This is a genomic window from Rhizobacter sp. P2_D12 (assembly GCF_056404395.1).
On record NZ_JBFUEB010000049.1, the window covers coordinates 23,221 to 45,181 of the forward strand.

Below are 21,961 nucleotides of genomic sequence, written 5' to 3' on the forward strand. Positions count from 1 at the left end.
CGCGATGGTAAGCGGGCCGTGGATCGATTCCACGGCCCGTGTAGCCCGGATGCCGATCCGGGAATCGTCCCGGACCGGGATCAGGGCTGCGGTGCCTTGTTCTGCTTCTCGAAGCGTTCGAGCTGCTCGTTGCCGCGCTTCACCGCGTCATTCAGCGCGGTCTTCGCGTCTTTCTTGCCGGCCCAGATCTGCTCGGTTTCCTCGTCGATGATGGTGCGGATCTGCACGAAGTTGCCCAGGCGGATGCCGCGCGACTTGTCGGTGGTCTTGCGGATCATCTGCGTCACGGCGACGTCGGTGCCCGGCTTCTCCTTGTAGAAGCCCGACTTCTCGGTCAGCTCGTAGGCCGCGGTCGTGATCGGCAGGTAGCCGGTGCGCTTGTGGCTGGCCGACTGCACTTCCGGGCTCGACAGGTACTTGAAGAACTCGGCGACGCCCTTGTACTCGGCCGGCTTCTTGCCCGCCATCACCCACAGGCTGGCACCGCCGATGGCGGTGTTCTGCGGCGCGCCCGGCACGTCCGGGTAGTACGGCAGCGGGGCCAGGCCGTAGGCGAACTTGGCGCCCTTGCTGACGTCGGCGTACGAACCGGACGAGCCGGTCAGCATCGCGCATTCGCCCGACACGAACGACGGCACCGCGACGCTCGCGCGGCCCTTGTAGACGAACAGGCCCTGCTTGGACATGTTGGCCAGGTTCTCGAAGTGGCGCAGGTGCAGCGGCGAGTTGAAGGCCAGGCGGGCGCTCGGGCCGCCGAAGCCGTTGTTCTGCGTCGCGAACAGCGTGTTGTGCCAGGTCGAGAAGCTCTCCAGGTGCACCCAGCTCATCCAGCTGGTGGTGTACGGGCACTTGACGCCGCTGGCCTTCAGCTTGGCGGCGGCCAGCGTCATCTCGGGCCAGGTGGTCGGCGGCTTGTTCGGGTCCAGGCCGGCCGCCTTGAAGGCGTCCTTGTTGTAGTAGAAGATCGTCGTCGAGCTGTTGAACGGGAACGACAGCATCTCGCCGTTCGGCGCGGTGTAGTAGCCCGACACCGCCGGCACGTAGGCCTTCGGATCGAAGCCGACGCCGCTTTGCTTCATCACTTCGCCGACCGGCTTGATCGCGCCCTTGGCCGACATCATCGTCGCGGTGCCTACCTCGAACACCTGCAGGATGTGCGGCGCATTGCCGGCACGGAAGGCGGCCACCGCGGCCGTCATCGACTCGTCGTAGTTGCCCTTGAAGGTCGGGACGACCTTGTACTCTTTCTGGCTGTTGTTGAACTGCGTGGCCAGGTCGTTGACCCATTCGTTCAGGCCGCCGGTCATCGAGTGCCACCACTGGACTTCGACTTGCGCCTGGGCCGGGCCGGCGATCGCCAGCGCGGTGAGGCCGGCGGCGAGGGCGGCGAGTTTGAGCTTCATGTACTTCTCCGGAAAGGGTAGGGGTTGGTTTTTGACCAGCCGCGCAGTGTGCGACGAGTTTGTGACACAGGCGTTTATGTCGTGCCCGGGCGCCCGCGGCAACTGTGGATAACCCCGCTGGACTGCAGGAAGCGCGCCCACCGGGCCGCCACGGGGCCTGAGGTACCATTTGCGTCCAAGTGCCCCACAGGCGAGCAGGCTGCCTGGCCCCCATGAACGCACCCATCCCGTTGAACCAGATCGCCGCGGCCAGCGCCGCGCACCAGGCGCCCCGGCTGCGCGAGATTCCGTACAACTACACCTCGTTTTCCGACCGCGAGATCGTCATCCGGATCCTCGGGTCGCGGGCCTGGGAACTGCTGGACCGCCTGCGCGCAGAGCGCCAGACCGGCCGCTCGGCGCGCATGCTGTACGAGGTGCTGGGCGACATCTGGGTGGTGCAGCGCAACCCCTACCTGCAGGACGACCTGCTCGACAACCCGCGCCGCCGCCGCCTGCTGATCGAGGCGCTGAACCACCGGCTGCACGAGGTGCAGGCGCGGCGCACGCCGGCGGTGGACAACCCGGCCGACAGCCAGCGCGACGCCTCGGTGGGCGAGCTGCTCGATGCCGCGAAGAAGGCGGTGCAGTCCTTCTCCGACCAGTTCGACGCGATGGACGCGCTGCGCCGCAAGGCCACGCGCACGCTGGGCCGCCACACCGCCAAGGACAACATCAAGTACGACGGGCTGTCGCGCGTGTCGCACGTGACCGACGCCACCGACTGGCGCGTCGAATACCCGTTCGTCGTGCTGACGCCCGACACCGAGGCCGAGATGGCCGCGCTGGTGAAGGACTGCATCGAGCTCGGCCTCACCATCATCCCGCGCGGCGGCGGCACCGGCTACACCGGCGGTGCCGTGCCGCTGACCTGGAACAGCGCCGTCATCAACACCGAGAAGCTCGAGGCGATGACCGAGGTCGAGGTGATGCGGCTGCCGGGCATGGACCGCGACGTCGCGACCATCTGGACCGAGGCCGGCGTCGTCACGCAGCGCGTGGCCGATGCGGCCGAGCGCGCCGGCTTCGTGTTCGCGGTCGACCCGACCTCGGCCGAGGCCTCGTGCGTCGGCGGCAACGTGGCGATGAACGCCGGCGGCAAGAAGGCCGTGCTGTGGGGCACCGCGCTCGACAACCTGGCCTCGTGGCGCATGGTGACGCCCGACGCCAAGTGGCTGGAGGTGGCGCGGCTGGACCACAACATGGGCAAGATCCATGACGTGGACGTCGCGCGCTTCGAGCTGAAGTACTTCGACGCGACGGGCAAGGTGCTGGAGCGCACCGAGATCCTCGAGGTGCCGGGCCGCACCTTCCGCAAGGAAGGCCTGGGCAAGGACGTCACCGACAAGTTCCTGGCCGGGCTGCCCGGCATCCAGAAGGAAGGCTGCGACGGGCTGATCACCAGTGCGCGCTGGGTGGTGCACAAGATGCCGGCGCACACGCGCACCGTGTGCCTCGAGTTCTTCGGCAACGCCAAGGATGCGGTGCCGTCGATCGTCGAGATCAAGGATTTCATGTTCGCCGAGCAGAAGAAGCCCGGCGGCGCGATCCTGGCCGGGCTGGAGCACCTGGACGACCGCTACCTGAAGGCGGTGGGCTACGCGACCAAGAGCAAGCGCGGCGGCCTGCCCAAGATGGTGCTGGTGGGCGACATCGCCGGCGACGATGCCGACGTGGTGGCGCGTGCCACCAGCGAGGTGGTGCGGCTGGCCAACGGCCGCGCCGGCGAGGGCTTCGTCGCGGTGAGCGCCGAGGCGCGCAAGAAGTTCTGGCTCGACCGCAAGCGCACCGCGGCGATCAGCCGGCACACCAACGCCTTCAAGGTGAACGAAGACGTGGTGATCCCGCTGCCGCGCATGGGCGAGTACACCAACGGCATCGAACGCATCAACATCGAGCTGAGCCTGCGCAACAAGCTGGCGCTGGTCGACGCGCTGGAAGACTTCTTCGTCGCCGGCCAGTTGCCGCTGGGCAAGAGCGACGACGCCGGCCAGATCGCGAGCGCCGAGCTGCTGGAAGACCGCGTGCAGCAGGCGCTGGCCCTGCTGCGCGAGGTGCGCGGGCTGTGGTCGCATTGGCTGCAGAACCTCGACCTGGTGCAGGCGGACCGCGGCACGAGCATTTTTTCCGACCTGCAGGACCACACGCTGCGCGCGTCGTGGAAGTCGCAGGTCCGCACGCCGCTGCAGGGCATCTTCGCCGGCGCGACGCTGTCGCCCATCGTCGATGCCTGCCAGGCAATCCACAAGGAGGTGCTGCGCGGGCGCGTGTGGGTGGCGCTGCACATGCATGCCGGCGACGGCAACGTGCACACCAACATCCCGGTCAACAGCGACAACTACGAGATGCTGCAGACGGCGCACGAGGCCGTGGCGCGCATCATGAAGCTGGCGCGYTCGCTGGACGGCGTGATCTCGGGCGAGCACGGCATAGGCATCACCAAGCTCGAGTTCCTGACCGACGACGAGCTGGCCGGCTTCACCGCCTACAAGCAGCGCGTCGAYCCGGAAGGGCGCTTCAACAAGGGCAAGCTGCTGCGCGACGCGAGCTTCGGCGGCGTCAAGCTGAAGGCCGACCTGACCAATGCCTACACGCCGAGCTTCGGGCTGATGGGGCACGAGTCGCTGATCATGCAGCAGAGCGACATCGGCGCGATCGCCGATTCGGTCAAGGACTGCCTGCGCTGCGGCAAGTGCAAGCCGGTGTGCGCGACGCACGTGCCGCGCGCCAACCTGCTGTACAGCCCGCGCAACAAGATCCTGGCCACCTCGCTGCTGGTCGAGGCCTTCCTGTACGAGGAGCAGACGCGCCGCGGCGTGTCGATCAAGCACTGGGAGGAGTTCGAGGACGTGGCCGATCACTGCACGGTGTGCCACAAGTGCCTGAGCCCGTGCCCGGTGAAGATCGACTTCGGCGACGTGTCGATGAACATGCGCAACCTGCTGCGCAAGATGGGCAGGAAGAGCTTCCGCCCCGGCAACAAGATGGCGATGATGATGCTCAACGCCACCAACCCGGAGACGATCAAGCTGCTGCGCGGCGCGATGGTCGACGTGGGCTTCAAGGCGCAGCGCGCGGCCAACAACCTGCTGCGYGGGCTGGCGAAGAAGCAGACGGCGGCGCCGCGCTCGACGGTGGGCACCGCGCCCCTCAAGGAGCAGGTGATCCACTTCATCAACAAGAAGCTGCCGGGCGGCCTGCCGAAGAAGACGGCGCGGGCGCTGCTGGACATCGAGGACAAGAACTACGTCCCGATCATCCGCAACCCGAAGTCGACGACGTCCGAGACCGAGGCGGTGTTCTATTTCCCGGGCTGCGGCTCGGAGCGGCTGTTCTCGCAGGTGGGCCTGGCGACGCAGGCGATGCTGTGGCATGCCGGCGTGCAGACGGTGCTGCCGCCGGGCTACCTGTGCTGCGGGTATCCGCAGCGCGGCTCGGGGCAGTTCGACAAGGCGGACAAGATCATCACCGACAACCGGGTGCTGTTCCACCGTGTCGCCAACACGCTGAACTACCTCGACATCAAGACGGTGGTGGTGAGCTGCGGCACCTGCTACGACCAGCTGCAGGGCTACCAGTTCGACAAGATCTTCCCGGGCTGCCGGATCATCGACATCCACGAGTACCTGCTCGAGAAGGGCATCACGCTCGATGCGACGCAGGGGGCCGGGTACCTGTACCACGACCCGTGCCACACGCCGATGAAGCTGCAGGAGCCGATGAAGACGGTGAAGGCGCTGGTGGGGGCCAACGTGCTGAAGAGCGAACGCTGCTGCGGCGAGAGCGGCACGCTGGGCGTGACGCGGCCGGACATCTCGACGCAGGTGCGCTTCCGCAAGGAAGAGGAGCTGCGGCGCGACGAGGCCAAGCTGCGGGCCACGGGTTCGGTCGCGGCCGAGGGGCCGGTGAAGATCCTGACGTCGTGCCCGAGCTGCCTGCAGGGGCTGTCGCGCTACGGCAATGACCTGGACAACGGGCTGCTGGAGGCCGACTACATCGTGGTCGAGATGGCCAACAAGATCCTCGGGGCGGACTGGATGCCCGAGTACGTGGAGCGGGCGAACGACGGCGGGATCGAGCGGGTGCTCGTCTGACGGTCCCGGATTCCGCTGCGCTTCATCCGGGCTACGAAGCATGTAGCCCGGATGCCAATCCGGGGATCGTCGATCACTTCAGCACTTGATCCCGACGTGCAGCGCGACCACGCCCGCGCTCAGGTTGTGCACGTCCACGTGCCCGAACCCCGCCGTCTTCATCATCGACTTCAGCGTCTGCTGGTCCGGGTGCATGCGGATCGATTCGGCGAGGTAGCGGTAGCTGTCCGCATCCCCCGCCACCAGCTGCCCGATGCGCGGCAGCGCCTTGAACGAATACCAGTCGTAGACCTTCTCCAGCGGCTTGGCGACCTTGGAGAACTCGAGCACCAGCAGCCGCCCGCCCGGGCGCAGCACGCGGCACATCTCGGCCAGCGCGCGGTCCTTGTGGGTCATGTTGCGCAGCCCGAACGCGACGCTGACGAGGTCGAAGCGCTCGCTCGGGAAGGGCAGCGATTCGGCATCGCAGATCGCCGTCGGCAGCACCAGCCCGTGGTCGAGCATGCGGTCGCGGCCCTGGCGCAGCATGGCCTCGTTGATGTCGGTGTGCACCACCATGCCGCGCTCGCCGACCTTCTTCGCGAAGGCGCCGGCCAGGTCGCCGGTGCCGCCGGCGATGTCGAGCACCTTGTCGCCGTCGCGCAGGTTGGCCACCGCCACCGCGTAAGCCTTCCACGCCCGGTGCAGGCCCATCGACATCAGGTCGTTCATCAGGTCGTACTTGCCGGCGACCGAATCGAACACGCCGCGCACGCGCTGCGCCTTCTGGGTTTCATCGACGGTCTCGAAGCCGAAATGGGTGTTGCTCATGGGGAGGTCGTCTCCGTCAATGGTGGGTGTGGCCGCAGGCGGATCCGCCGGGGGCTTGCATCGGCGCATCGCGCTCGATGCCGGCAGCCTTCAGGCGCTCTTCGTACTGCTGCCACAGCTGGGCCTGCTGCGAACCGAGGAAGTAGAGGTAGTCCCACGAGAACAGCCCGGTGTCGTGGCCGTCGGAGAAGGTGGGCTTGACGGCATAGTTGCCGACCGGCTCGAGCGCGGTCAGCTCGACCTCGCGCTTGCCGGTCTGCAGGATCTCCTGGCCGGGGCCATGGCCCTGCACCTCGGCCGATGGCGAGTAGATGCGCATCAGCTCGAACGGGATGCGGAACTCGCGGCCATCGGCGAATGCGATCTCGAGCATGCGCGATTGCTGGTGCACCGTGATCGCGGTGGGTTGCGGGGTCTGGGCAGTGAGGCCGGCCATGGGGTTTCCGTGTGTCAGAGGGGTTCAGCCGAGGCGCGACAACGCGGCCGCGACGCGTTCGTCGAGCCCGGCCAGGCCGGCGGCCAGGCGCTCGGCCGGTGCCGGATGCACGTCGCGCTGGCGCGTGCCCCAGATCGGCTGCGGGAAGTGGCTGTCCCAGTCGAAGCGGGCGATCACGTGCCAGTGCAGGTGCGGCACCATGTTGCCGAGCGCCGCGAGGTTGATCTTGGTGGGTGCCAGCGCATCGCGCAGCACGCGCTCGACGCCGGCGACCAGGGTCATCGCGCGGGCCCGGGCGGCGTCGTCGAGGTCGGACAGTTCGGCCACGTGCCGGCGCGAGACGACCCGGTAGAAACCCGGAAAGGCGGCGTCGGCGACGCGGATCACGCGCCAGGCCGCGTCCTGCCAGACCAGCGTGCCGCCGGCCTCGCGGCACAGCTCGCAGCCGGGGACGGGGATCTCGGGGGGGTGGAAGGCCAGGGGCATCCGCGCATTATCGGCGGCGTCGATAACATCGGCGGCTTCATCCGCACAGGACTTGCCGCCATGACCCGCCACCCCACGCGCCGCCACGTCAACCTTGCACTTGCCGCCGGCGCCCTTGCCGCCTTCGGCCCGGCCCGCGCCGAGACCTGGCCTTCGAAGCCGATCCGCTGGGTGGTGGCCTACCCGGCCGGCGGCGGCTCGGATTTCCTGGCCCGGCAGCTGGCGCCGCAGCTGGGCAAGCAGCTGGGGCAGACCATCATCATCGACAACCGCCCGGGCGCGGCCGGGATGATCGGCACCGACAACGCGGCCAAGTCGCCGCCCGACGGCTACACCATCGTCACCGGCGACAACGGCGCGATGGTCTTCAACTCGGCGATGTACAAGAAGGTACCGTACGACCCGAAGGACCTGGCGCCGGTGGGCTTCATGGCGCGCTTCCCGCTGATCCTGGCGGTGAACCCGGCGTCGGGCTTCACGAGCGCGCAGCAGTTGCTGGACACCGTCAAGAAGAGCCCCGGCAAGTACAGCTACGCGTCGCCCGGCATCGGCAGCCCGCACCACCTGGCGATGGAGCTGCTGAAGGACCGCACCGGCAGCTTCGTCGTGCACGTGCCCTACCGCGGCACGGCGCTGGCGGTGCAGGACGTCATTTCGGGCCAGGTGCCGATGATGGTGCTGGACACGGCGGCCGGGCTGCCGCAGATCCGCGGCGGCAAGGTGCGCGCGCTGGCGGTGATGTCGAAGAAGCGCATCGCGTCGCTGCCGGACGTGCCGACGCTGGACGAGCTGGGGATCAAGGGCTTCGAGGTCACCGCGTGGCAGGGGCTGTTCGTGCCGCACGGCACGCCGCCGGAGATCGTGGCGCGGCTGACGCAGGAGATGCACAAGGCGATCACGACGCCGGAGGTGAAGGCGCGGCTGGAGGAGTTCGGGCTGGATGTGGCGCCGACGGACGGCCCGGCGCTGGCGAGCTTCGTGCAGCAGGAGACGAAGTTCTGGCATGCCTTGATCAAGGAGCGCAAGCTGTCCGCGGATTGAAGTGGCGGTGGAACCCGGATTGGCATCCGGGCTACTCATGCGTAGCCCGGATGCCAATCCGGGATCGAACACACGCCATGGTTCTTTACCGCCGCAACCGGGTCCCGGGTGCCAGCTACTTCTTCACCCTGACGCTGCGCGATCGCCGCTCGGACGCCCTCGTCCGCCACATCGACCTGCTCAAGAACGCGCTGCGCCAGGTGCGCCGCGAGCGCCCGTTCACGATCGACGCCATCGTCGTCCTGCCCGAGCACCTGCATTGCATCTGGACCTTGCCGGCAGACGATGCCGGGTACCCCGCGCGATGGCAGGCGATCAAGGCGCGGTTCAGCCGGGCGGTGCGACACGCCGGGGAACCAGTGGCCCGGGATGCAAGGGGCAATTGCGCACTGTGGCAACCACGCTACTGGGAACACACGCTGCGCGATGACGGTGACGTTGCACGGCACATCGACTACATCCACTTCAACCCGGTGAAGCACGGGCTGGTCCAGCAGGCCGCCGACTGGGCCCACTCGTCGTTCCCGCGCTACGTCGATCGCGGCGTGTATCCGCGCGGTTGGGGCCTCGCCGCAGATCTCATCGACAGCGCCGGGGAGCCGTAGCCCGGATGCCAATCCGGGGACTGTCCCGGAGAACAGGCCATGGAATCCCGGATTGGCATCCGGGCTACGAAGCTTTCCGCAGGGCACCGCCGGTTCGGCAACGGCGTGGGCGGGGAGGCTGGGGTGCGCCGATCAGGATGGGGCGCCGGAGCTGGCTGATTTCAGGGACCGCGTGCGCCAGCACGCTTCGTGGACTGACTTGTCGCCGACTGTTTGACCACAGCGAGCGCAGCGAGCGGCGGGAGTTTCGGCGACGGGCCCTGAAAGCAGCCAGCGCAGGGSARTCGACGCGCCCCCGGCGCGGCGACCGYCCCATCCGGCGCGCCCCAGCCTSCCCGCMCGCGCCKTTGCGCGCGCCCCCGGTGCCCGGATCACATCCACCCCCTCAACCACGGGGGTAGGCCCCCGTTTAGAGGATGGGGGAGACGACGACAAAAATTAACAATCCGCGCCATCTGCTGATGTCCCGACGCAGCACGCCGAAGCGATCGGCGGCCTTTCCGGGATGCAGTTCTGAAGGATGAGCAACATGCTGAAGGTGTTCCAGTTACATGTTTCCGTGGCAACCCTCTTCGGGATGATCGCGGACGGTCTGCTGTGCTTCTTCGCCATCGTGCTGGCCGCCTCGTCGGTCCACATCCTGCCCGGCACCTCGGGCACCCAGGCCGGCCTGACGGTGCCGCACCTGTTCCTGTTCGCCAGCGGCTTCGCCGGCGTGATGTCGCTGCTGTACGCCTTCGCCGGCCTGTACCGCCCGACCCCGATCGGCTTCGCCGCGATGCTGCGCCGCACGCTGTGCGTGCTGGCCGTCGGCGCCTACGTCACCTACCTGGTCCTCGACAGCATCGCCAACGGCGGCTATGCCGTGCAGATCATGACCTCGGCCGTGCTGTACCTGGTGGTCGGCCTGGTGCTGGTGCGCAGCGCCATGTACCTGATGAGCCGCATGGCCACCGTGCCCAAGGTGCTGATCGTCGGCAACGGCGCCGATGCCCAGGGCGTCGCGAGCGACCTGCTGACGATGAAGCGCCTGCAGCGCAACGTGGTCGGCTTCTTCCCGACCGAGGCGGATTCCGCACAGGCTGAGAGCCTGCGGGGCCACCGCGTCTTCTCGCGCGACCTGTCCATCGAGGACATCGTGCGCGACCACCACATCGACGAAGTCATCGTCGCCGTGCGCGAACAGCGCGGCGGCAGCGTCCCGATGGACCAGCTGCTCGCCTGCCGCATCCGCGGCGTGCCCATCGTCGACCTGGCCGGCTTCTACGAGCGCGCCAAGTCCGAGGTGCCGATCGACAGCCTGAAGGCCAGCTGGCTGGTCTATGGCCAGGGCTTCGTGCAAGGCCGCGTTCGCAAGGTGCTCAAGCGCGCGTTCGACGTCGCGAGCTCCGCCTTCCTGCTGCTGATCGCCTCGCCGGTGATGCTGCTGGCCGTGCTGGCCATCCGCCTCGAAGGCCGCGGCCCGATCATCTACAAGCAGGAACGCGTCGGCCTGGGCGGCAAGATCTTCATGTGCATGAAGTTCCGCAGCATGCGCACCGATGCCGAGAAGGACGGCGTGGCCGTCTGGGCCACCAAGAACGACTCGCGCGTCACCCGCGTCGGCGCCTTCATGCGCAAGACCCGCATCGACGAGCTGCCGCAGCTGCTGTCGGTGCTGCGCGGCGAGATGAGCATGGTCGGCCCGCGCCCCGAGCGCCCGAGCTTCGTCAAGCAGCTGAAGGAACAGATTCCGTTCTACGACGTGCGCCACAGCATCAAGCCGGGCGTCACCGGCTGGGCCCAGGTGCGCTACAGCTACGGCGCCTCGGTCGACGACGCGCGCCGCAAGCACCAGTTCGACCTGTACTACGTCAAGAACAACTCGCTGATGCTGGACATGCTGGTCCTCATCGAGACCGTCAGCGTCGTGCTCTTCCGCGAAGGCGCACACTGAGCTTGCGGCCTGTCCAAACAAAAGGGAAATCCAGAATGAACGTCAAGCGTGTGTTGGGATGGATCGGGCCGGTCGTGACGGCCCTCGTTGTGTCGGCCTGCGGCAGCCTGAGCGGCCTGCCGCCGGCCCCGAAGGTCGCCGAGACGCCGGACCACCGCTACCTGATCGGTGCGCTGGACACCGTCAACATCGTCGTCTGGCGCAATGCCGACCTGTCGTCCACCGTCACCGTGCGCCCGGACGGCCGCATCTCGACCCCGCTGGTCGAGGACGTGCTGGCCGCCGGCCGCAGCCCGGCCGACCTGGCACGCGACATCGAGGCCAAGCTCGGCAAGTACATCCGCGATCCGGTCGTCACCGTGGTCGTCAACAACTTCCAGGGTTCGTTCTCCGAGCAGATCCGCATCATCGGCGAGGCCACCCGCCCGCAGTCGGTGCCGTACCGCCAGAACATGACGCTGCTGGACGTGATGATCCAGGCCGGCGGCCTGACCGAGTTCGCCGACGGCAATGCCGCCGTGCTGGTGCGCGGCACCGAGCAGGGCAAGCAGTACAGCGTGCGGCTGAAGGACCTGATCAAGCGCGGCGACATCTCGGCCAACGTCGACGTCAAGCCCGGCGACGTGATCATCGTTCCGCAGAGCTGGTTCTGAACCCGGTGCCAGCCCGCTGCCGCCGACCCCACGCGATGCAGTGATGTGGCGAGGCGGCGGTCCCTGTTGAGCCGGTCGACCTGTAGGCGTCGACCCATCCAGAAGCTTCAAGATGAATGAGTTGACCCGTCAGATCTCGATCGTGCTGCGCACGATCTGGCAGCGCCGCTGGTTGGCCGTGGCCGTCGCCTGGGCCACCGCCGTCGTGCTGGCGCTGATGGTGTGGGTGATCCCCAATCGCTACGAAGCCACCGCCAAGCTGTTCGTCGACACCCAGTCGGTGCTGAAGCCGCTGATGGCCGGCCTGGCTTTCCAGCCCGACCTCGACCAGCAGGTGCGCATGCTCGCCAAGACCCTGCTGTCGCGCCCCAACATCGAGCGCCTGATGGGCGACCCCGGCGTCGGCCTGGGCACGCTGACCGACGTCAAGCGCGAGCAGGCCATCGACCGCCTGAGCTCGCGCATCAAGATCGAGCACAGCGGCGGCAACCTCTACCTGATCAGCTACCGCGACGGCGACCCGAACCGCGCCAAGGCCGTCGTCGACGGGCTGGTGAACCTGTTCATCGACTCCGGCAACGACTCCAAGCAGCGCGATTCGCAGGATGCGAGCCGCTTCATCGACGAGCAGATCAAGGGCTACGAGGTCAAGCTGGTCGAGGCCGAGAACCGCGTCAAGGACTTCAAGCTGCGCAACTTCGGCGTCTCCGGCGTGTCGGGCCAGGACTACTTCGCCCGCATGTCGGTGCTGAGCGACGAGGTCGGCAAGCTGCGCATGTCGCTGGCCGCGGCCGAGCAGTCGCGCGACGCGCTGAAGCGCGAGCTGTCGAGCGAAGAACCCAACATTGCCGCCGACGCCCCGGCGCCGGCGGTGCCGATGGCGATGCAGACCGAGATCGATTCGCGCCTGGATGCGCAGCGCCGCTCGCTCGACGACCTGCTGCGCCGCTACACCGACGAGCACCCCGACGTGGTCGCGGCGCGCCGCATGATCGCCCAGCTGGAAGGCCAGAAGCGCCAGCAGGAGGCCGAGCGCGCGAAGGCCGCGGCCAAGAGCGGCGGCCGCGTGACGTCGTCCACCAACCCGGTGTACCAGCGCCTGCGCATCGCGCTGGCCGAGGCCGAGGCCAACGTGGCGTCGCTGCGCAGCCAGCTCGGCGGCCAGCAGGAGCGCCTGGACCAGATCAAGTCCACCGCCAGCCGCGTGCCGCAGACCGAGGCCGAGCTGGCCCAGCTGAACCGCGACTACGACATCATGCGCAAGCAGTACGACATGCTGGTCTCGCGCCGCGAAGCCGCGTCGCTGGGCCTGAAGATCGACCAGTCGAAGAGCATGGCCGAGTACCGCCTGGTCGAGCCGCCGCGCGTGCCCGGCCGGGCCGCCTTCCCGGACCGCACCGCGCTGGCCATCGTCGCGATGCTCGCGGCGCTGGCCGCCGGCGGCGCCGCCGCCTTCGCCATGGGCAAGCTCTACCCGACCTTCGACACGCAGGAAGCGCTGCAGGCCTTCGCCAAGCGCCCGGTGCTGGGCAGCGTGTCGCGTCACCTGTCGCGCGCCGCCGAGCGCGCGCAACRCTTCGACCTGATGCGGCTCACCGGCGCGATGGCGGTCTTCCTGGCGATCAACGCGACCTGGATCGCGTTGCTGGCCGGCGGCATCCAACCCCACTGAACAAGCAGGCCGCAGCCCCACCATGAGCATCATCGAACAAGCCACCCGCCGCCTCGAGGAACTGCGACGCGCCGGCATCGACGTGCCGGGCTGGAACCCCGCGCCGGGCAGCGACGCCGCACTGGGCGGCGCCACGCTGCCGCTGGGCCGCATGCCGGTCGGCCCGGCGACGCCGGCACCCGCCACGCCCGAGGGCATCGAGCTCGCACCGCGCACCGTCGCGCCGCCGAAGGCGCCGCGCGCGCCGAGCCACCAGCGTTCGCGCGAGGTGCAGATCGACCTGGTGCGCCTCGCGTCCGAAGGCTACCTGTCGCCGATCGACCCGCGCATGGGCCTGGCCGAGGAACTGCGCGCCGTCAAGCGCCCGATCATCGAGCATGCGCAGGCCGCGCGCGAGGCCGGCAAGACCGGCGGCAACCTGATCTTCGTGACCAGCGCGCTGCCGGGCGAAGGCAAGACCTACAACGCGATCAACCTGGCGATGAGCATCGCGATGGAGGTCGACCACTCGGTGCTGCTGGTCGACGCCGACGTGGTGCGGCCGTCGGTGATGTCGCGCCTGGGCGTCGAGGCCGAACTGGGCATGCTGGACGTGCTGACCAAGCCGTCGCTCGACCTGTCCGAGGTGCTGATGCGCACCAACGTGCCGAAGCTGTCGCTGCTGCCGGCCGGCCGGCCGACCGACAAGTCGACCGAGCTGCTGGCCAGTGCCGCGATGGAACGGCTGCTGGCCGACCTGGCCGAGCGCTATCCCGACCGCATCGTGATCTTCGACGGCCCGCCGCTGCTGGCCACCAGCGAATCGCGCGTGCTGGCCGCCCGCATGGGCCAGGTGCTGATGGTGGTGCAGGCGCAGAAGACCGCGCAGAGCTCGGTGGCGCGCGCCTTCGCCGACATCGAGGCCTGCGAGACCGTGTGGTGCGTGCTGAACAAGGCGGCCGGCCAGCGCGCTACGGCCGGCTACGAGCGCTACCCGCAATACCGCCGGACCTGAACGACGTGCACGCCAGCCGACGGACCCTTCGCCACAGCGGCCCGGCACGGGCGCTGCTTGCCATGCCGATGCTCGGCTGCCTGGTCGCCAGCGCCTTTGCACAGTACACCGCACCGCCGCCGGCCGGCATGCCGGCGCCCGCCGGCACCGGTCCCTTCGGCAGCATCTCGGCGCCGCCGGCCGCCGCCGCCGCGTCGGCCCCGCTCGGTCCGCCGCCGGCCACCCGCATCCAGCTGGCCGTCGATTCGCGCCTGGTGCACACCAACAACGCGACGCCCGACCTCGGCATCAAGCAGAGCGATACCGTGCTCGAGGTGCAGCCGTCGATCCTCTTCGAGCGCCGCGGCCCGCGCATCACGCTGAGCGGCAATGCGTCCGTCAGCGGCCTGGCCTACCTGGAGAACAGCCAGGCGTCGCGCCTGCTGCCGCGGGCCCGCGTCGACATGGCCTCGAAGGTGGTCGAGAACTGGGCCTACTTCGACGCCTGGTACCGGGTCGATCCGACCTTCGACGACCCGTACGCCACGCGGCCGGAAGCGGCCACCTCGTACAAGCTGGAGCCGCGCCGCCGCTTCGGGCTGAGCCCCTACATCCTGCACCGCTTCAAAGAGCTCGATTCGATGCTGGCCCGGGTCGACTACACCGAGGCGCGCATCACCGACTACCTGACCAAGCAGAAGCACACCACCAAGGGCCTGGACAAGGTGCTGACGTTCGAGCGGCAGCCGCGCAGCCTGGGGATGCAGCTGGAGGTGCGGGCGCACGACGAGAGCGACGACCTCATCGAAGGCCAGACGCTGAGCACGCGCGAAGCGCGGCTGTGGCTGAACTGGCAGCCCGACCCGCAGGTGGTGCTGGGCGTGGAAGGTGGCGGCGAGCAGACCTCGCTGCTGGCCGACACGCCGACCGAAACGCTGTACGGCGGGCGCGTGACCTGGCGGCCCGACGAGCGGACCAACCTGCGCGTGACGGTGGAGCACCGCTATTTCGGCACCGGCTGGGACGTGGTCTATGCCCACAGTTCGGCGGTCACGACGATCGGGCTGCAGGCCAGCCGCACGGTCTCGAGCCAGGGCATTCCCGACAACAACGGCGCGCTGCCGCCCGGCAGTGCCTCGCCGGTGCCGGTGGGCGGCGGCATCAATCCGGCAGCGCTGTACTCGGTGGTGGCGCAGTTGCGCGAGAGCGTGGGCTTCCAGGCCGCGCTGCAGGGCCGGCGCAACCGCATCTACATGCAGCTCGGCTACCTGAAGCAGCAGGCGCTGCAGATGGACGGCCAGGCCATCCCGCCCGACCCGGCCTACGACACGCAGCAGAAGTCAGCCTCGCTGGGCTGGGACTACCGGCTGGGACCGCTGACCATGCTGAGCCTCATCGGTGACGGCTCGCGCATCGAAGGCCTGGGCGGCGCCAACCTGGGCCGCTACACCACGCAGTATTCGCTGCGCGTCGAGGGCTCGCGCACGCTGTCGCCGCACACCACGGCCACCATCGGCGCGCGCCGGCTGACCGTCAAATCCAACAGCACCACGCTGACGTCGATCGACCTCGAAGGCGAGACGGCGATCTACGCCGGCCTGCGCTACAAATTCTGATCATGTACGAGTCGCACTTCGGCCTCAGTGGCCCGCCCTTCCAGCTGAACCCGGACCCGGCGTTCTATTTCGACAGCCGCGGCCACAGCAATGCGCTGGCTTACCTCAAGTTCGGCGTGCACCAGGGCGAGGGCTTCATCGTCGTCACCGGCGAGATCGGTGCCGGCAAGACCACGCTCGTGCGCACGCTGCTCGAAGGGCTGGATGCCGAGAAGGTGGTGGCCGCGCAGGTGGTCAGCACCCAGCTCGAATCGGGCGACCTGCTGCGCGCCATCCTGACCGCCTACGGCGTGCCGACCGGCGGCGCGTCGAAGGCGCACCTGATCGCGAGCCTGGAAGGCTTCCTGACCGCGCTGGCGGCCAAGGGCCGGCGCGCGCTGCTGATCGTCGACGAGGCGCAGAACCTGAAGCACGAGGCGGTCGAAGAGCTGCGCATGCTGTCGAACTTCCAGCTCGGCAACCATGCCCTGCTGCAGAGCTTCCTGATCGGCCAGCCCGAGCTGCGCACGCTGCTGCAATCGAAGTCGATGGAGCAGCTGCGCCAGCGCGTGATCGCGTCGTGCCACCTGGGCCCGCTCGACCAGACCGAGACGCGCGCCTACATCGAGCACCGGCTGCACCGCGTGGGCTGGCAGGATTCGCCGTCGTTCAGCGACGATTCGTTCGACGCGATCCACCGCTGGACCGGCGGCGTGCCGCGCCGCATCAACCGCTTGTGCAACCGCCTCTTCCTGGCGGCCTTCCTGTCGGGCAAGGATGCGATCGCGGCCGAGACGGTGGAGCAGACCGCCGGCGAGCTGCGCAGCGAGATCGGCGAGCTGGCCGACGTGCCGATGCTGGTGTCGGCGGTGGCGCAGCCCGGCGCCGGCGCGCGGCCGGACGTGAGCATCCCGCCCAACCCGAACGTGCCGGTGCTGGACATCGGCGCCGAGGTCGGCCTGGGCGGCATGGGCGTGGTGCAGCGCTCGCGCAGCGGCGGCAAGCTGCAGCGCCCGCTGCTGTGCGTGGTCGACACGCGCACCGATTTCCTGAAGGTGGGCGCGCTGTCGCGCGTGCTCGAAGAGTACGGCGACCTGCCGCCGGTGATGGCGGTGCAGCCCGGCACCGAAGAAGGCCTGGCGATCGGCCCGGCCGGTGCCGCGGTGCTGCCGCTGCCGAAGATGGAGATCCACCTGGGGATCGGAACGAACGGTGCGGTCAGCGTGGCACACGGCTCGGCCGCGGCGCTGACGCGCTTCGACGAGGTGCTGGCCGAGTTCATGCCGAGCGCGGTGCTGGCGGTCGGCAAGTCGGATGCGGTGCTGATGTGCACGCTGCTCGCGCACAAGCGCGGCGTGCCGGTCCTGCGGCTCGACGCCGGCCAGCGCAACGGCGGCGGCAGCCCCAGCGCCGAGATGAACGGCGTGCTGATCGACCGCGTGGCCGATGCGCTGTACACGAACAAGCTGCTGACCTACTACACGCTGTACCGCGAGGGCATCCCGTCGGACCGGGTGCACTGCGTGGGCAGCCTGGCCGCCAACCTGCTGCATTTCGGGCTGCCGCACGCGGTGCCGCCGCTCGAATCCTTTGCGCGCGCCAAGCTGTCGCCGGTGGTGCTGAACGACCCGCGCGGCTTCGGGTTGGTGAGCCTCGCGCTGCAGCCGAAGGCGCTGGACGAGCTGCTGCCGATGCTGTGCACGCTGGGCCGCGAGCTGCCGCTGGTGTGGCCGCTGCGCGAGGACGCGCTGGTGGCGCTGAAGTCCACCGGGCAGGAAGCGCGGCTGGCCGATTCGGGCGTGGTCGTGATGCCGGCCCAGGGCTACCTGGAAGAGATCGGGCTGTTGCAGCAGGCGCGCTGCCTGATCGCCGGCAGCGAGGGCGAGCTGGTCGAGGAGGCCGTCACGCTGGGCGTGCGCAGCATCACGCTCGGCAACGACCAGAGCATCGCGCCGACGGCCGATGCGTCGAGCATCGTCGTCGGCCGCAGCGTCGAGCAGGCGCTGAAGGCGGTGCGCGAGATCCTGCTGACCGATTCGGCACGCGTCGACGTGCCCGAGTACTGGGACGGCGGCACCGCCAGCCGCATCGCCAAGCACCTGCGCAGCTGGCTGCCGGCGTCGATGCGCGTGTCCACCGCGCGCGCCGCCGAATCGGTGCGCTGAAGCCATGACCCCTGACCCCAAGACCATCACCAACGCCCTGACCGTCGACGTCGAGGACTACTTCCAGGTCTCGGCGCTGGCGCCCTTCATCGCGCGCGACCGCTGGGATTCGATCCCCTGCCGCGTCGAGGCGAATGTCGACCGGCTGCTGCAGCGCTTCGCCGACAGCGGCGCGAAGGCCACGTTCTTCACGCTCGGCTGGATCGCCGAGCGCCACCCGCAGGTGGTGCGCCGCATCGTCGACGCGGGGCACGAGCTGGCGAGCCACGGCTACGGGCACCAGCGCGCGAGCGAGCTGTCGCGCGAGGCGTTCTCGCACGACGTGGTCAGCGCGAAGAAGATCCTGGAAGACATCGCCGGCCTGCCGGTGATCGGCTACCGGGCGCCGAGCTTCTCGATCGGCAAGGACAACCTGTGGGCCTTCGACGTGCTGAAGGAAGCGGGCTATGCCTACAGCTCCAGCGTCTACCCGGTGCAGCACGACCACTACGGGATGCCGGACGCGCCGCGTTTCCCGTACGCGGTGCGCGACGGGCTGACCGAGCTGCCGATCACGACGGTGCGCGCGCTCGGGCGCAACCTGCCGGCGGGCGGGGGCGGGTACTTCCGCTTCGCGCCGTACGGCGTGTCGCGCTGGGCCATCGACCGCTTCAACCGCGACGAGCAGGCGCCGGCGATCTTCTACATGCACCCGTGGGAAATCGACCCGCAGCAGCCGCGCGTGCCGGGGCCGGGCCTGAAGACGCGCTTCCGGCACTACGTGAACCTGCACCGCACCGAGGACCGGCTGGCACGGTTGCTGGGGGATTTCCGCTGGGGGCGGATGGATCGCGTGTTCAACATCTCGCGCTGAGGCACGAACCCGGATTGGCATCCGGGCTACGAAGGATGCGATGCGTTCCGTCCTGACCGATCTGGTGCATCTGCTGCTGGCGATGCCGCTGTATGTGCTGGTCGGGCTGGCCTGGGCCGGCGTGCGGGCGTACCGCGCACGCGAAGGGCGCCTGCACCGCTGGCGGCATGCGCTCGCGGTCCTGTTCGTCGGCGTCTACCTGGTGTCGATCCCGGCCACCGCCAACGCATTGCTCGCGCGGTTGGAGGCCTGGTGGCCGGTGCCGACCGACGCGCAGATCAAGGCCTTGCCGGGCGCGGACGGGCCGCGCATGCTGGTGCTGACGGCCGGCTGGTTCCGCAAGACCGGAAGCGGCTACACCGTGGTGATGGGCGCACCGAGCTGGGAGCGCACCGAGACTGCCGTCGAGCTGTTCCAGCGCTTCGGCGGGCGGCTGATGTTCACCGGGGCACCCTTGCCGGACGGATCGGACTCGGTGGCGCAGCACATGGCCTCGGCGGCGCGGCGGCTGGGCGTGCCGGCCGAGCGCATCGGCGTCGAGGCGGGATCGGTCAACACCCACGAGAACATGCTGTTCAGCGAGCGCCAGTTCGGCCTGCGTGCGCAGGGCCGGGTGCTGCTGTTGACGAGCGCCATCCACATGCCGCGTTCGGTGGCCGCGGCGCGCGGCGTCGGGTTGGACGTGCTGCCGTATCCCTGCGATTTCCGCGCCGACACGGCGCTGAAGTGGCAGCATTTCGTGCCCAGCAACGAGGCGCCCGGTGCGCTCGAGGAGGTGCTGCATGAGTGGCTCGGCCTGGCGATGTATTCGCTTCGCGGTTGGTTGTAGCGCGCTGGTCGCCGGCGCGGCGGTCGTGCAGGCGCAGGGGCAGCCGCGCAGCTTCGTCGTGTCGCCCGACGGCACCGACCGCGCGGTCGGCACGCTGCAGGCGCCGCTGCGCACACTGGACGCCGCGGTGCAGCGCGTGAAACCCGGCGACGTCATCGAGCTGCGGGCCGGCACCTACGACGGCGCGATCATCCGCAACCCGGGCAGCGCCGACGCATGGATCACGCTGCGTCCGTACGCGAAGGAGCATGCGGTGATCCAGGGCACGGGCCGCGGCCCGGCGATCTACTTCTACCACCGCACCTGCGACGAAGACGCGCCGAAGGGTACGCTGTGCCAGGCGATGTACTGGGAGGTGCAGGGGCTGGAGGTGCGCGGCAGCGCCGAGGGGCAGGAAGACGGCTATGCGGTCAAGATCGACACGCCGCGCGTGCGCCTGGTCAACAACGACCTGTGCTGCTCGCGTGTCGACGTGGTGAAGCTGGTGCGCACGGCGGACGACGTCGAGATCCTGCACAACCGCATCCACCATCCGAACGCGAAGATCGGCGACAACGCGCAAGGCGTCGACATCGTCGGCGCGGACCGCACGCGGGTGGCTTTCAACCACGTGCACGACATCCCGTCGATCGGCCTCTATGCGAAGGGCAACGCGAGGAACACGGTGTTCGAGTTCAACCGCGTCGAGCGCACCTGGTCGAACGCGATCATGCTGGGGCAGGAGACCGATGAGGACCGGCTGGTGGACGGGCCCTACGAGACCTACGACGGCGTGATCCGCGACAACGTGATCAGCGAGGTGGGGTGGGCGTGCCTGGCGACGTCGTCGTCGTGGCGGGCGCGCATCCACAACAACACCTGCTGGAACACCGGGCTGCTGACGCACGGGTCGGTGCTGGTGTCGAACGAGTCGGAGATCCACCAGGGCGGGACCGACGTGGCGATCACCAACAACCTGATCGTCGGCGGATCGAAGCTGCCGTTCATCCGCATCACGTCGGACGCGATGAGCGATCCGCGCACGCTGGTGATCGACCGCAACGTGTATGCGATGCGCAGCGCGGCGCCGGGCCTGTTCGCATGGCACGACAAGCGGGTCGAGAACGTCGGGCTGGAGCGCTGGCGCGAGGCGACGGGCCTGGACCGGCACAGCGTGGTGCTGCCGTCGGCCGAGGGCTTGTTCGTCGACACCGCGTCGCTGGTGCCGAAGCCCGGTGGCGCGGCATGGGACCTGCGGCTGGTGGCCGAACCGGCGCGGGCCGGCTGCCCGCCGCGGCCGGTGGTGGGCGCGCGGGCGCCGTGTCCGTAGCCCCCCGAAGCATGGGATGGGACGGCGGGCCGGCAACGACCAGAATCGATTTCCCAGGGCAGCAGCGCGATCGCGCGGACACACCATGCAAGAAGATCCCCGCACCGGCCGCTTGACCGTGTCCGTCGTCATCCCGACCTACAACCGCTCGGCCGACGTGCTGCGCGCCGTCGGCAGCGTGTTGGCGCAGACGCTGCCCGCGTTTGAGATCCTGGTCGTGGACGATGGGTCCACCGACAACACGGCCGAGGTGGTGCAGGCCCTGCCGGCACCGGTTCGCTACCTGCGCAAGCCCAATGGCGGCGTCTCCAGTGCGCGCAACCTCGGCTTGCGCGAGGCGCGCGGCGAGGTCGTCGCGCTGCTCGACTCCGATGACCAGTGGGAGCCCGAGTGGCTCGAGCGGGCGGTGCGGGCGCTGGCCGACGATCCGGCCTGTGGTGCGGTCACGGCCGAGCGCCGCAGCGTCGATCCGGCCGGGCGGCGGCTCGGCGTCTCCAACATGCAGGCGGTGGCCTCCGGCGGGCTGCTGCCGCTGCCCGTGCTGTTCACCCACTACCTCGGCCCGAACCTGTGCATCCGGCGCAAGGTGATCGACGTGGTGGGCGGCTACGACGAGTCCCTGGCAACCGGCGAAGACGTGGACATGACCTTGCGCGTGGCGGCGGTCGCCGGCGTGCGCCTGGTCGCCGAACCGCTGATCCTGGTCACCAAGACGCCCGATTCGCTGAGCGGGCGCATCAACACCGGCAACCGGCTGCGCGTGTTCGACAAGTTCGAGAAGCTGCACCCGGCGCTGGCGGCGCGCCATGCGGCCGAGCTGCGCATCGCGAGGGCGACGGCGGCGTACAGCTACGCACTCGACCTGACGGTGGCCCGGCGGCTGCCGGAAGCGCGGGCGCGGGCCGTCGAGTCGTGGCGCTACGTGCCGTCGATGCTGGCCGCCAAGCAGGTGGCCAAGGTGGCAGTGTTGCAGCTGTTGGGGCGGGGCCGCGACTGACGACCCTGCACGGGCCGGCAGCCGGGCCCCGGATTGGCATCCGGGCTACGAACACTGGGTAGCCC

At 69.1% G+C, this 21,961-nt stretch carries 17 protein-coding genes; 13 read left to right on the forward strand and 4 right to left on the reverse strand.

Features of this window, described 5'->3' with window-relative positions; translation table 11 throughout:
• Positions 1-80 precede the first annotated feature (80 nt).
• Positions 81-1,403: a sn-glycerol-3-phosphate ABC transporter substrate-binding protein UgpB gene (gene ugpB / locus AC1DYN_RS17270; RefSeq protein ID WP_477961697.1), complete on the reverse strand. Its 1,323-nt coding sequence runs from the start codon at positions 1,401-1,403 to the stop codon at positions 81-83.
• 212 nt (positions 1,404-1,615) lie between these two features.
• Between ugpB and AC1DYN_RS17275 the strand changes: the two genes are divergently transcribed.
• Complete coding sequence (locus tag AC1DYN_RS17275) at positions 1,616-5,536, forward strand: DUF3683 domain-containing protein (protein WP_477961699.1); 3,921 nt, start codon at positions 1,616-1,618, stop codon at positions 5,534-5,536.
• 78 nt (positions 5,537-5,614) lie between these two features.
• On the opposite strand, the gene ubiE is transcribed toward AC1DYN_RS17275, so the two are convergent.
• From ubiE to AC1DYN_RS17290, 3 genes are read right to left on the reverse strand one after another with little or no spacing between them, the layout of a single operon-like run.
• Positions 5,615-6,346: a bifunctional demethylmenaquinone methyltransferase/2-methoxy-6-polyprenyl-1,4-benzoquinol methylase UbiE gene (gene ubiE / locus AC1DYN_RS17280; RefSeq protein WP_477961701.1), complete on the reverse strand. Its 732-nt coding sequence runs from the start codon at positions 6,344-6,346 to the stop codon at positions 5,615-5,617.
• A gap of 16 nt (positions 6,347-6,362) precedes the next feature.
• The gene (locus AC1DYN_RS17285; protein ID WP_477961703.1) at positions 6,363-6,782 is read right to left on the reverse strand and encodes a gamma-butyrobetaine hydroxylase family protein; all 420 of its coding nucleotides are present in this window, start codon (positions 6,780-6,782) and stop codon (positions 6,363-6,365) included.
• Positions 6,783-6,806: 24 nt separating this feature from the next.
• Entirely contained in the window at positions 6,807-7,268 is a 462-nt protein-coding gene (locus tag AC1DYN_RS17290; RefSeq protein WP_477961705.1) for an HIT family protein, read from the reverse strand.
• A gap of 60 nt (positions 7,269-7,328) precedes the next feature.
• Here AC1DYN_RS17290 and AC1DYN_RS17295 point away from each other — a divergent pair, with 60 nt between their 5' ends.
• The 12 genes from AC1DYN_RS17295 to AC1DYN_RS17350 all read left to right on the forward strand — a co-directional run bounded on the left by AC1DYN_RS17295 (position 7,329) and on the right by AC1DYN_RS17350 (position 21,896).
• The gene (locus AC1DYN_RS17295) at positions 7,329-8,309 is read left to right on the forward strand and encodes a Bug family tripartite tricarboxylate transporter substrate binding protein (RefSeq protein WP_477961707.1); all 981 of its coding nucleotides are present in this window, start codon (positions 7,329-7,331) and stop codon (positions 8,307-8,309) included.
• Between the two features lie 77 nt (positions 8,310-8,386).
• Positions 8,387-8,914 (forward strand): REP-associated tyrosine transposase, encoded by a 528-nt coding sequence (locus tag AC1DYN_RS17300; RefSeq protein WP_477961709.1) that lies wholly within the window; start codon positions 8,387-8,389, stop codon positions 8,912-8,914.
• Between the two features lie 559 nt (positions 8,915-9,473).
• The gene (locus tag AC1DYN_RS17305) at positions 9,474-10,850 is read left to right on the forward strand and encodes a TIGR03013 family XrtA/PEP-CTERM system glycosyltransferase (protein ID WP_477961711.1); all 1,377 of its coding nucleotides are present in this window, start codon (positions 9,474-9,476) and stop codon (positions 10,848-10,850) included.
• 35 nt (positions 10,851-10,885) lie between these two features.
• Complete coding sequence (locus tag AC1DYN_RS17310) at positions 10,886-11,503, forward strand: XrtA/PEP-CTERM system exopolysaccharide export protein (RefSeq protein ID WP_477961713.1); 618 nt, start codon at positions 10,886-10,888, stop codon at positions 11,501-11,503.
• A gap of 112 nt (positions 11,504-11,615) precedes the next feature.
• On the forward strand, positions 11,616-13,175 hold the full coding sequence (locus AC1DYN_RS17315) for an XrtA system polysaccharide chain length determinant (protein WP_477961715.1): 1,560 nt from the start codon (positions 11,616-11,618) through the stop codon (positions 13,173-13,175).
• A 22-nt stretch (positions 13,176-13,197) separates the two neighbouring features.
• Positions 13,198-14,169, forward strand: coding sequence for an XrtA-associated tyrosine autokinase (locus AC1DYN_RS17320; protein ID WP_477961717.1), 972 nt, complete (start codon positions 13,198-13,200; stop codon positions 14,167-14,169).
• 5 nt (positions 14,170-14,174) lie between these two features.
• Positions 14,175-15,764, forward strand: coding sequence for a TIGR03016 family PEP-CTERM system-associated outer membrane protein (locus AC1DYN_RS17325; RefSeq protein WP_477961719.1), 1,590 nt, complete (start codon positions 14,175-14,177; stop codon positions 15,762-15,764).
• 2 nt (positions 15,765-15,766) lie between these two features.
• Complete coding sequence (locus AC1DYN_RS17330) at positions 15,767-17,908, forward strand: XrtA/PEP-CTERM system-associated ATPase (protein WP_477961721.1); 2,142 nt, start codon at positions 15,767-15,769, stop codon at positions 17,906-17,908.
• 4 nt (positions 17,909-17,912) lie between these two features.
• Positions 17,913-18,761, forward strand: a complete 849-nt coding sequence (locus AC1DYN_RS17335) for an XrtA system polysaccharide deacetylase (protein WP_477961723.1) — start codon at positions 17,913-17,915, stop codon at positions 18,759-18,761.
• A 40-nt stretch (positions 18,762-18,801) separates the two neighbouring features.
• Complete coding sequence (locus AC1DYN_RS17340) at positions 18,802-19,590, forward strand: YdcF family protein (protein WP_477961725.1); 789 nt, start codon at positions 18,802-18,804, stop codon at positions 19,588-19,590.
• A complete protein-coding gene (locus AC1DYN_RS17345; protein WP_477961727.1) occupies positions 19,544-20,899 on the forward strand; it encodes a right-handed parallel beta-helix repeat-containing protein in 1,356 nt (451 codons plus the stop codon). Before AC1DYN_RS17340 ends, AC1DYN_RS17345 begins: the two co-directional genes overlap by 47 nt.
• A gap of 85 nt (positions 20,900-20,984) precedes the next feature.
• Positions 20,985-21,896: a glycosyltransferase family 2 protein gene (locus AC1DYN_RS17350; RefSeq protein ID WP_477961729.1), complete on the forward strand. Its 912-nt coding sequence runs from the start codon at positions 20,985-20,987 to the stop codon at positions 21,894-21,896.
• The last annotated feature ends 65 nt before the right edge of the window (positions 21,897-21,961 follow it).

What these genes read in the sequence shown, in the direction of transcription:
- ugpB (WP_477961697.1), bottom strand. Translation starts at nt 1,403, where the DNA reads ATGAAGCTCAAACTCGCCGCCCTCGCCGCCGGCCTCACCGCGCTGGCG.
- ubiE (WP_477961701.1), bottom strand. Translation starts at nt 6,346, where the DNA reads ATGAGCAACACCCATTTCGGCTTCGAGACCGTCGATGAAACCCAGAAG.
- AC1DYN_RS17285 (WP_477961703.1), bottom strand. Translation starts at nt 6,782, where the DNA reads ATGGCCGGCCTCACTGCCCAGACCCCGCAACCCACCGCGATCACGGTG.
- AC1DYN_RS17290 (WP_477961705.1), bottom strand. Translation starts at nt 7,268, where the DNA reads ATGCCCCTGGCCTTCCACCCCCCCGAGATCCCCGTCCCCGGCTGCGAG.
- AC1DYN_RS17295 (WP_477961707.1), top strand. Translation starts at nt 7,329, where the DNA reads ATGACCCGCCACCCCACGCGCCGCCACGTCAACCTTGCACTTGCCGCC.
- AC1DYN_RS17300 (WP_477961709.1), top strand. Translation starts at nt 8,387, where the DNA reads ATGGTTCTTTACCGCCGCAACCGGGTCCCGGGTGCCAGCTACTTCTTC.
- AC1DYN_RS17310 (WP_477961713.1), top strand. Translation starts at nt 10,886, where the DNA reads ATGAACGTCAAGCGTGTGTTGGGATGGATCGGGCCGGTCGTGACGGCC.
- AC1DYN_RS17320 (WP_477961717.1), top strand. Translation starts at nt 13,198, where the DNA reads ATGAGCATCATCGAACAAGCCACCCGCCGCCTCGAGGAACTGCGACGC.
- AC1DYN_RS17330 (WP_477961721.1), top strand. Translation starts at nt 15,767, where the DNA reads ATGTACGAGTCGCACTTCGGCCTCAGTGGCCCGCCCTTCCAGCTGAAC.
- AC1DYN_RS17335 (WP_477961723.1), top strand. Translation starts at nt 17,913, where the DNA reads ATGACCCCTGACCCCAAGACCATCACCAACGCCCTGACCGTCGACGTC.
- AC1DYN_RS17340 (WP_477961725.1), top strand. Translation starts at nt 18,802, where the DNA reads ATGCGTTCCGTCCTGACCGATCTGGTGCATCTGCTGCTGGCGATGCCG.
- AC1DYN_RS17345 (WP_477961727.1), top strand. Translation starts at nt 19,544, where the DNA reads ATGAGTGGCTCGGCCTGGCGATGTATTCGCTTCGCGGTTGGTTGTAGC.
- AC1DYN_RS17350 (WP_477961729.1), top strand. Translation starts at nt 20,985, where the DNA reads ATGCAAGAAGATCCCCGCACCGGCCGCTTGACCGTGTCCGTCGTCATC.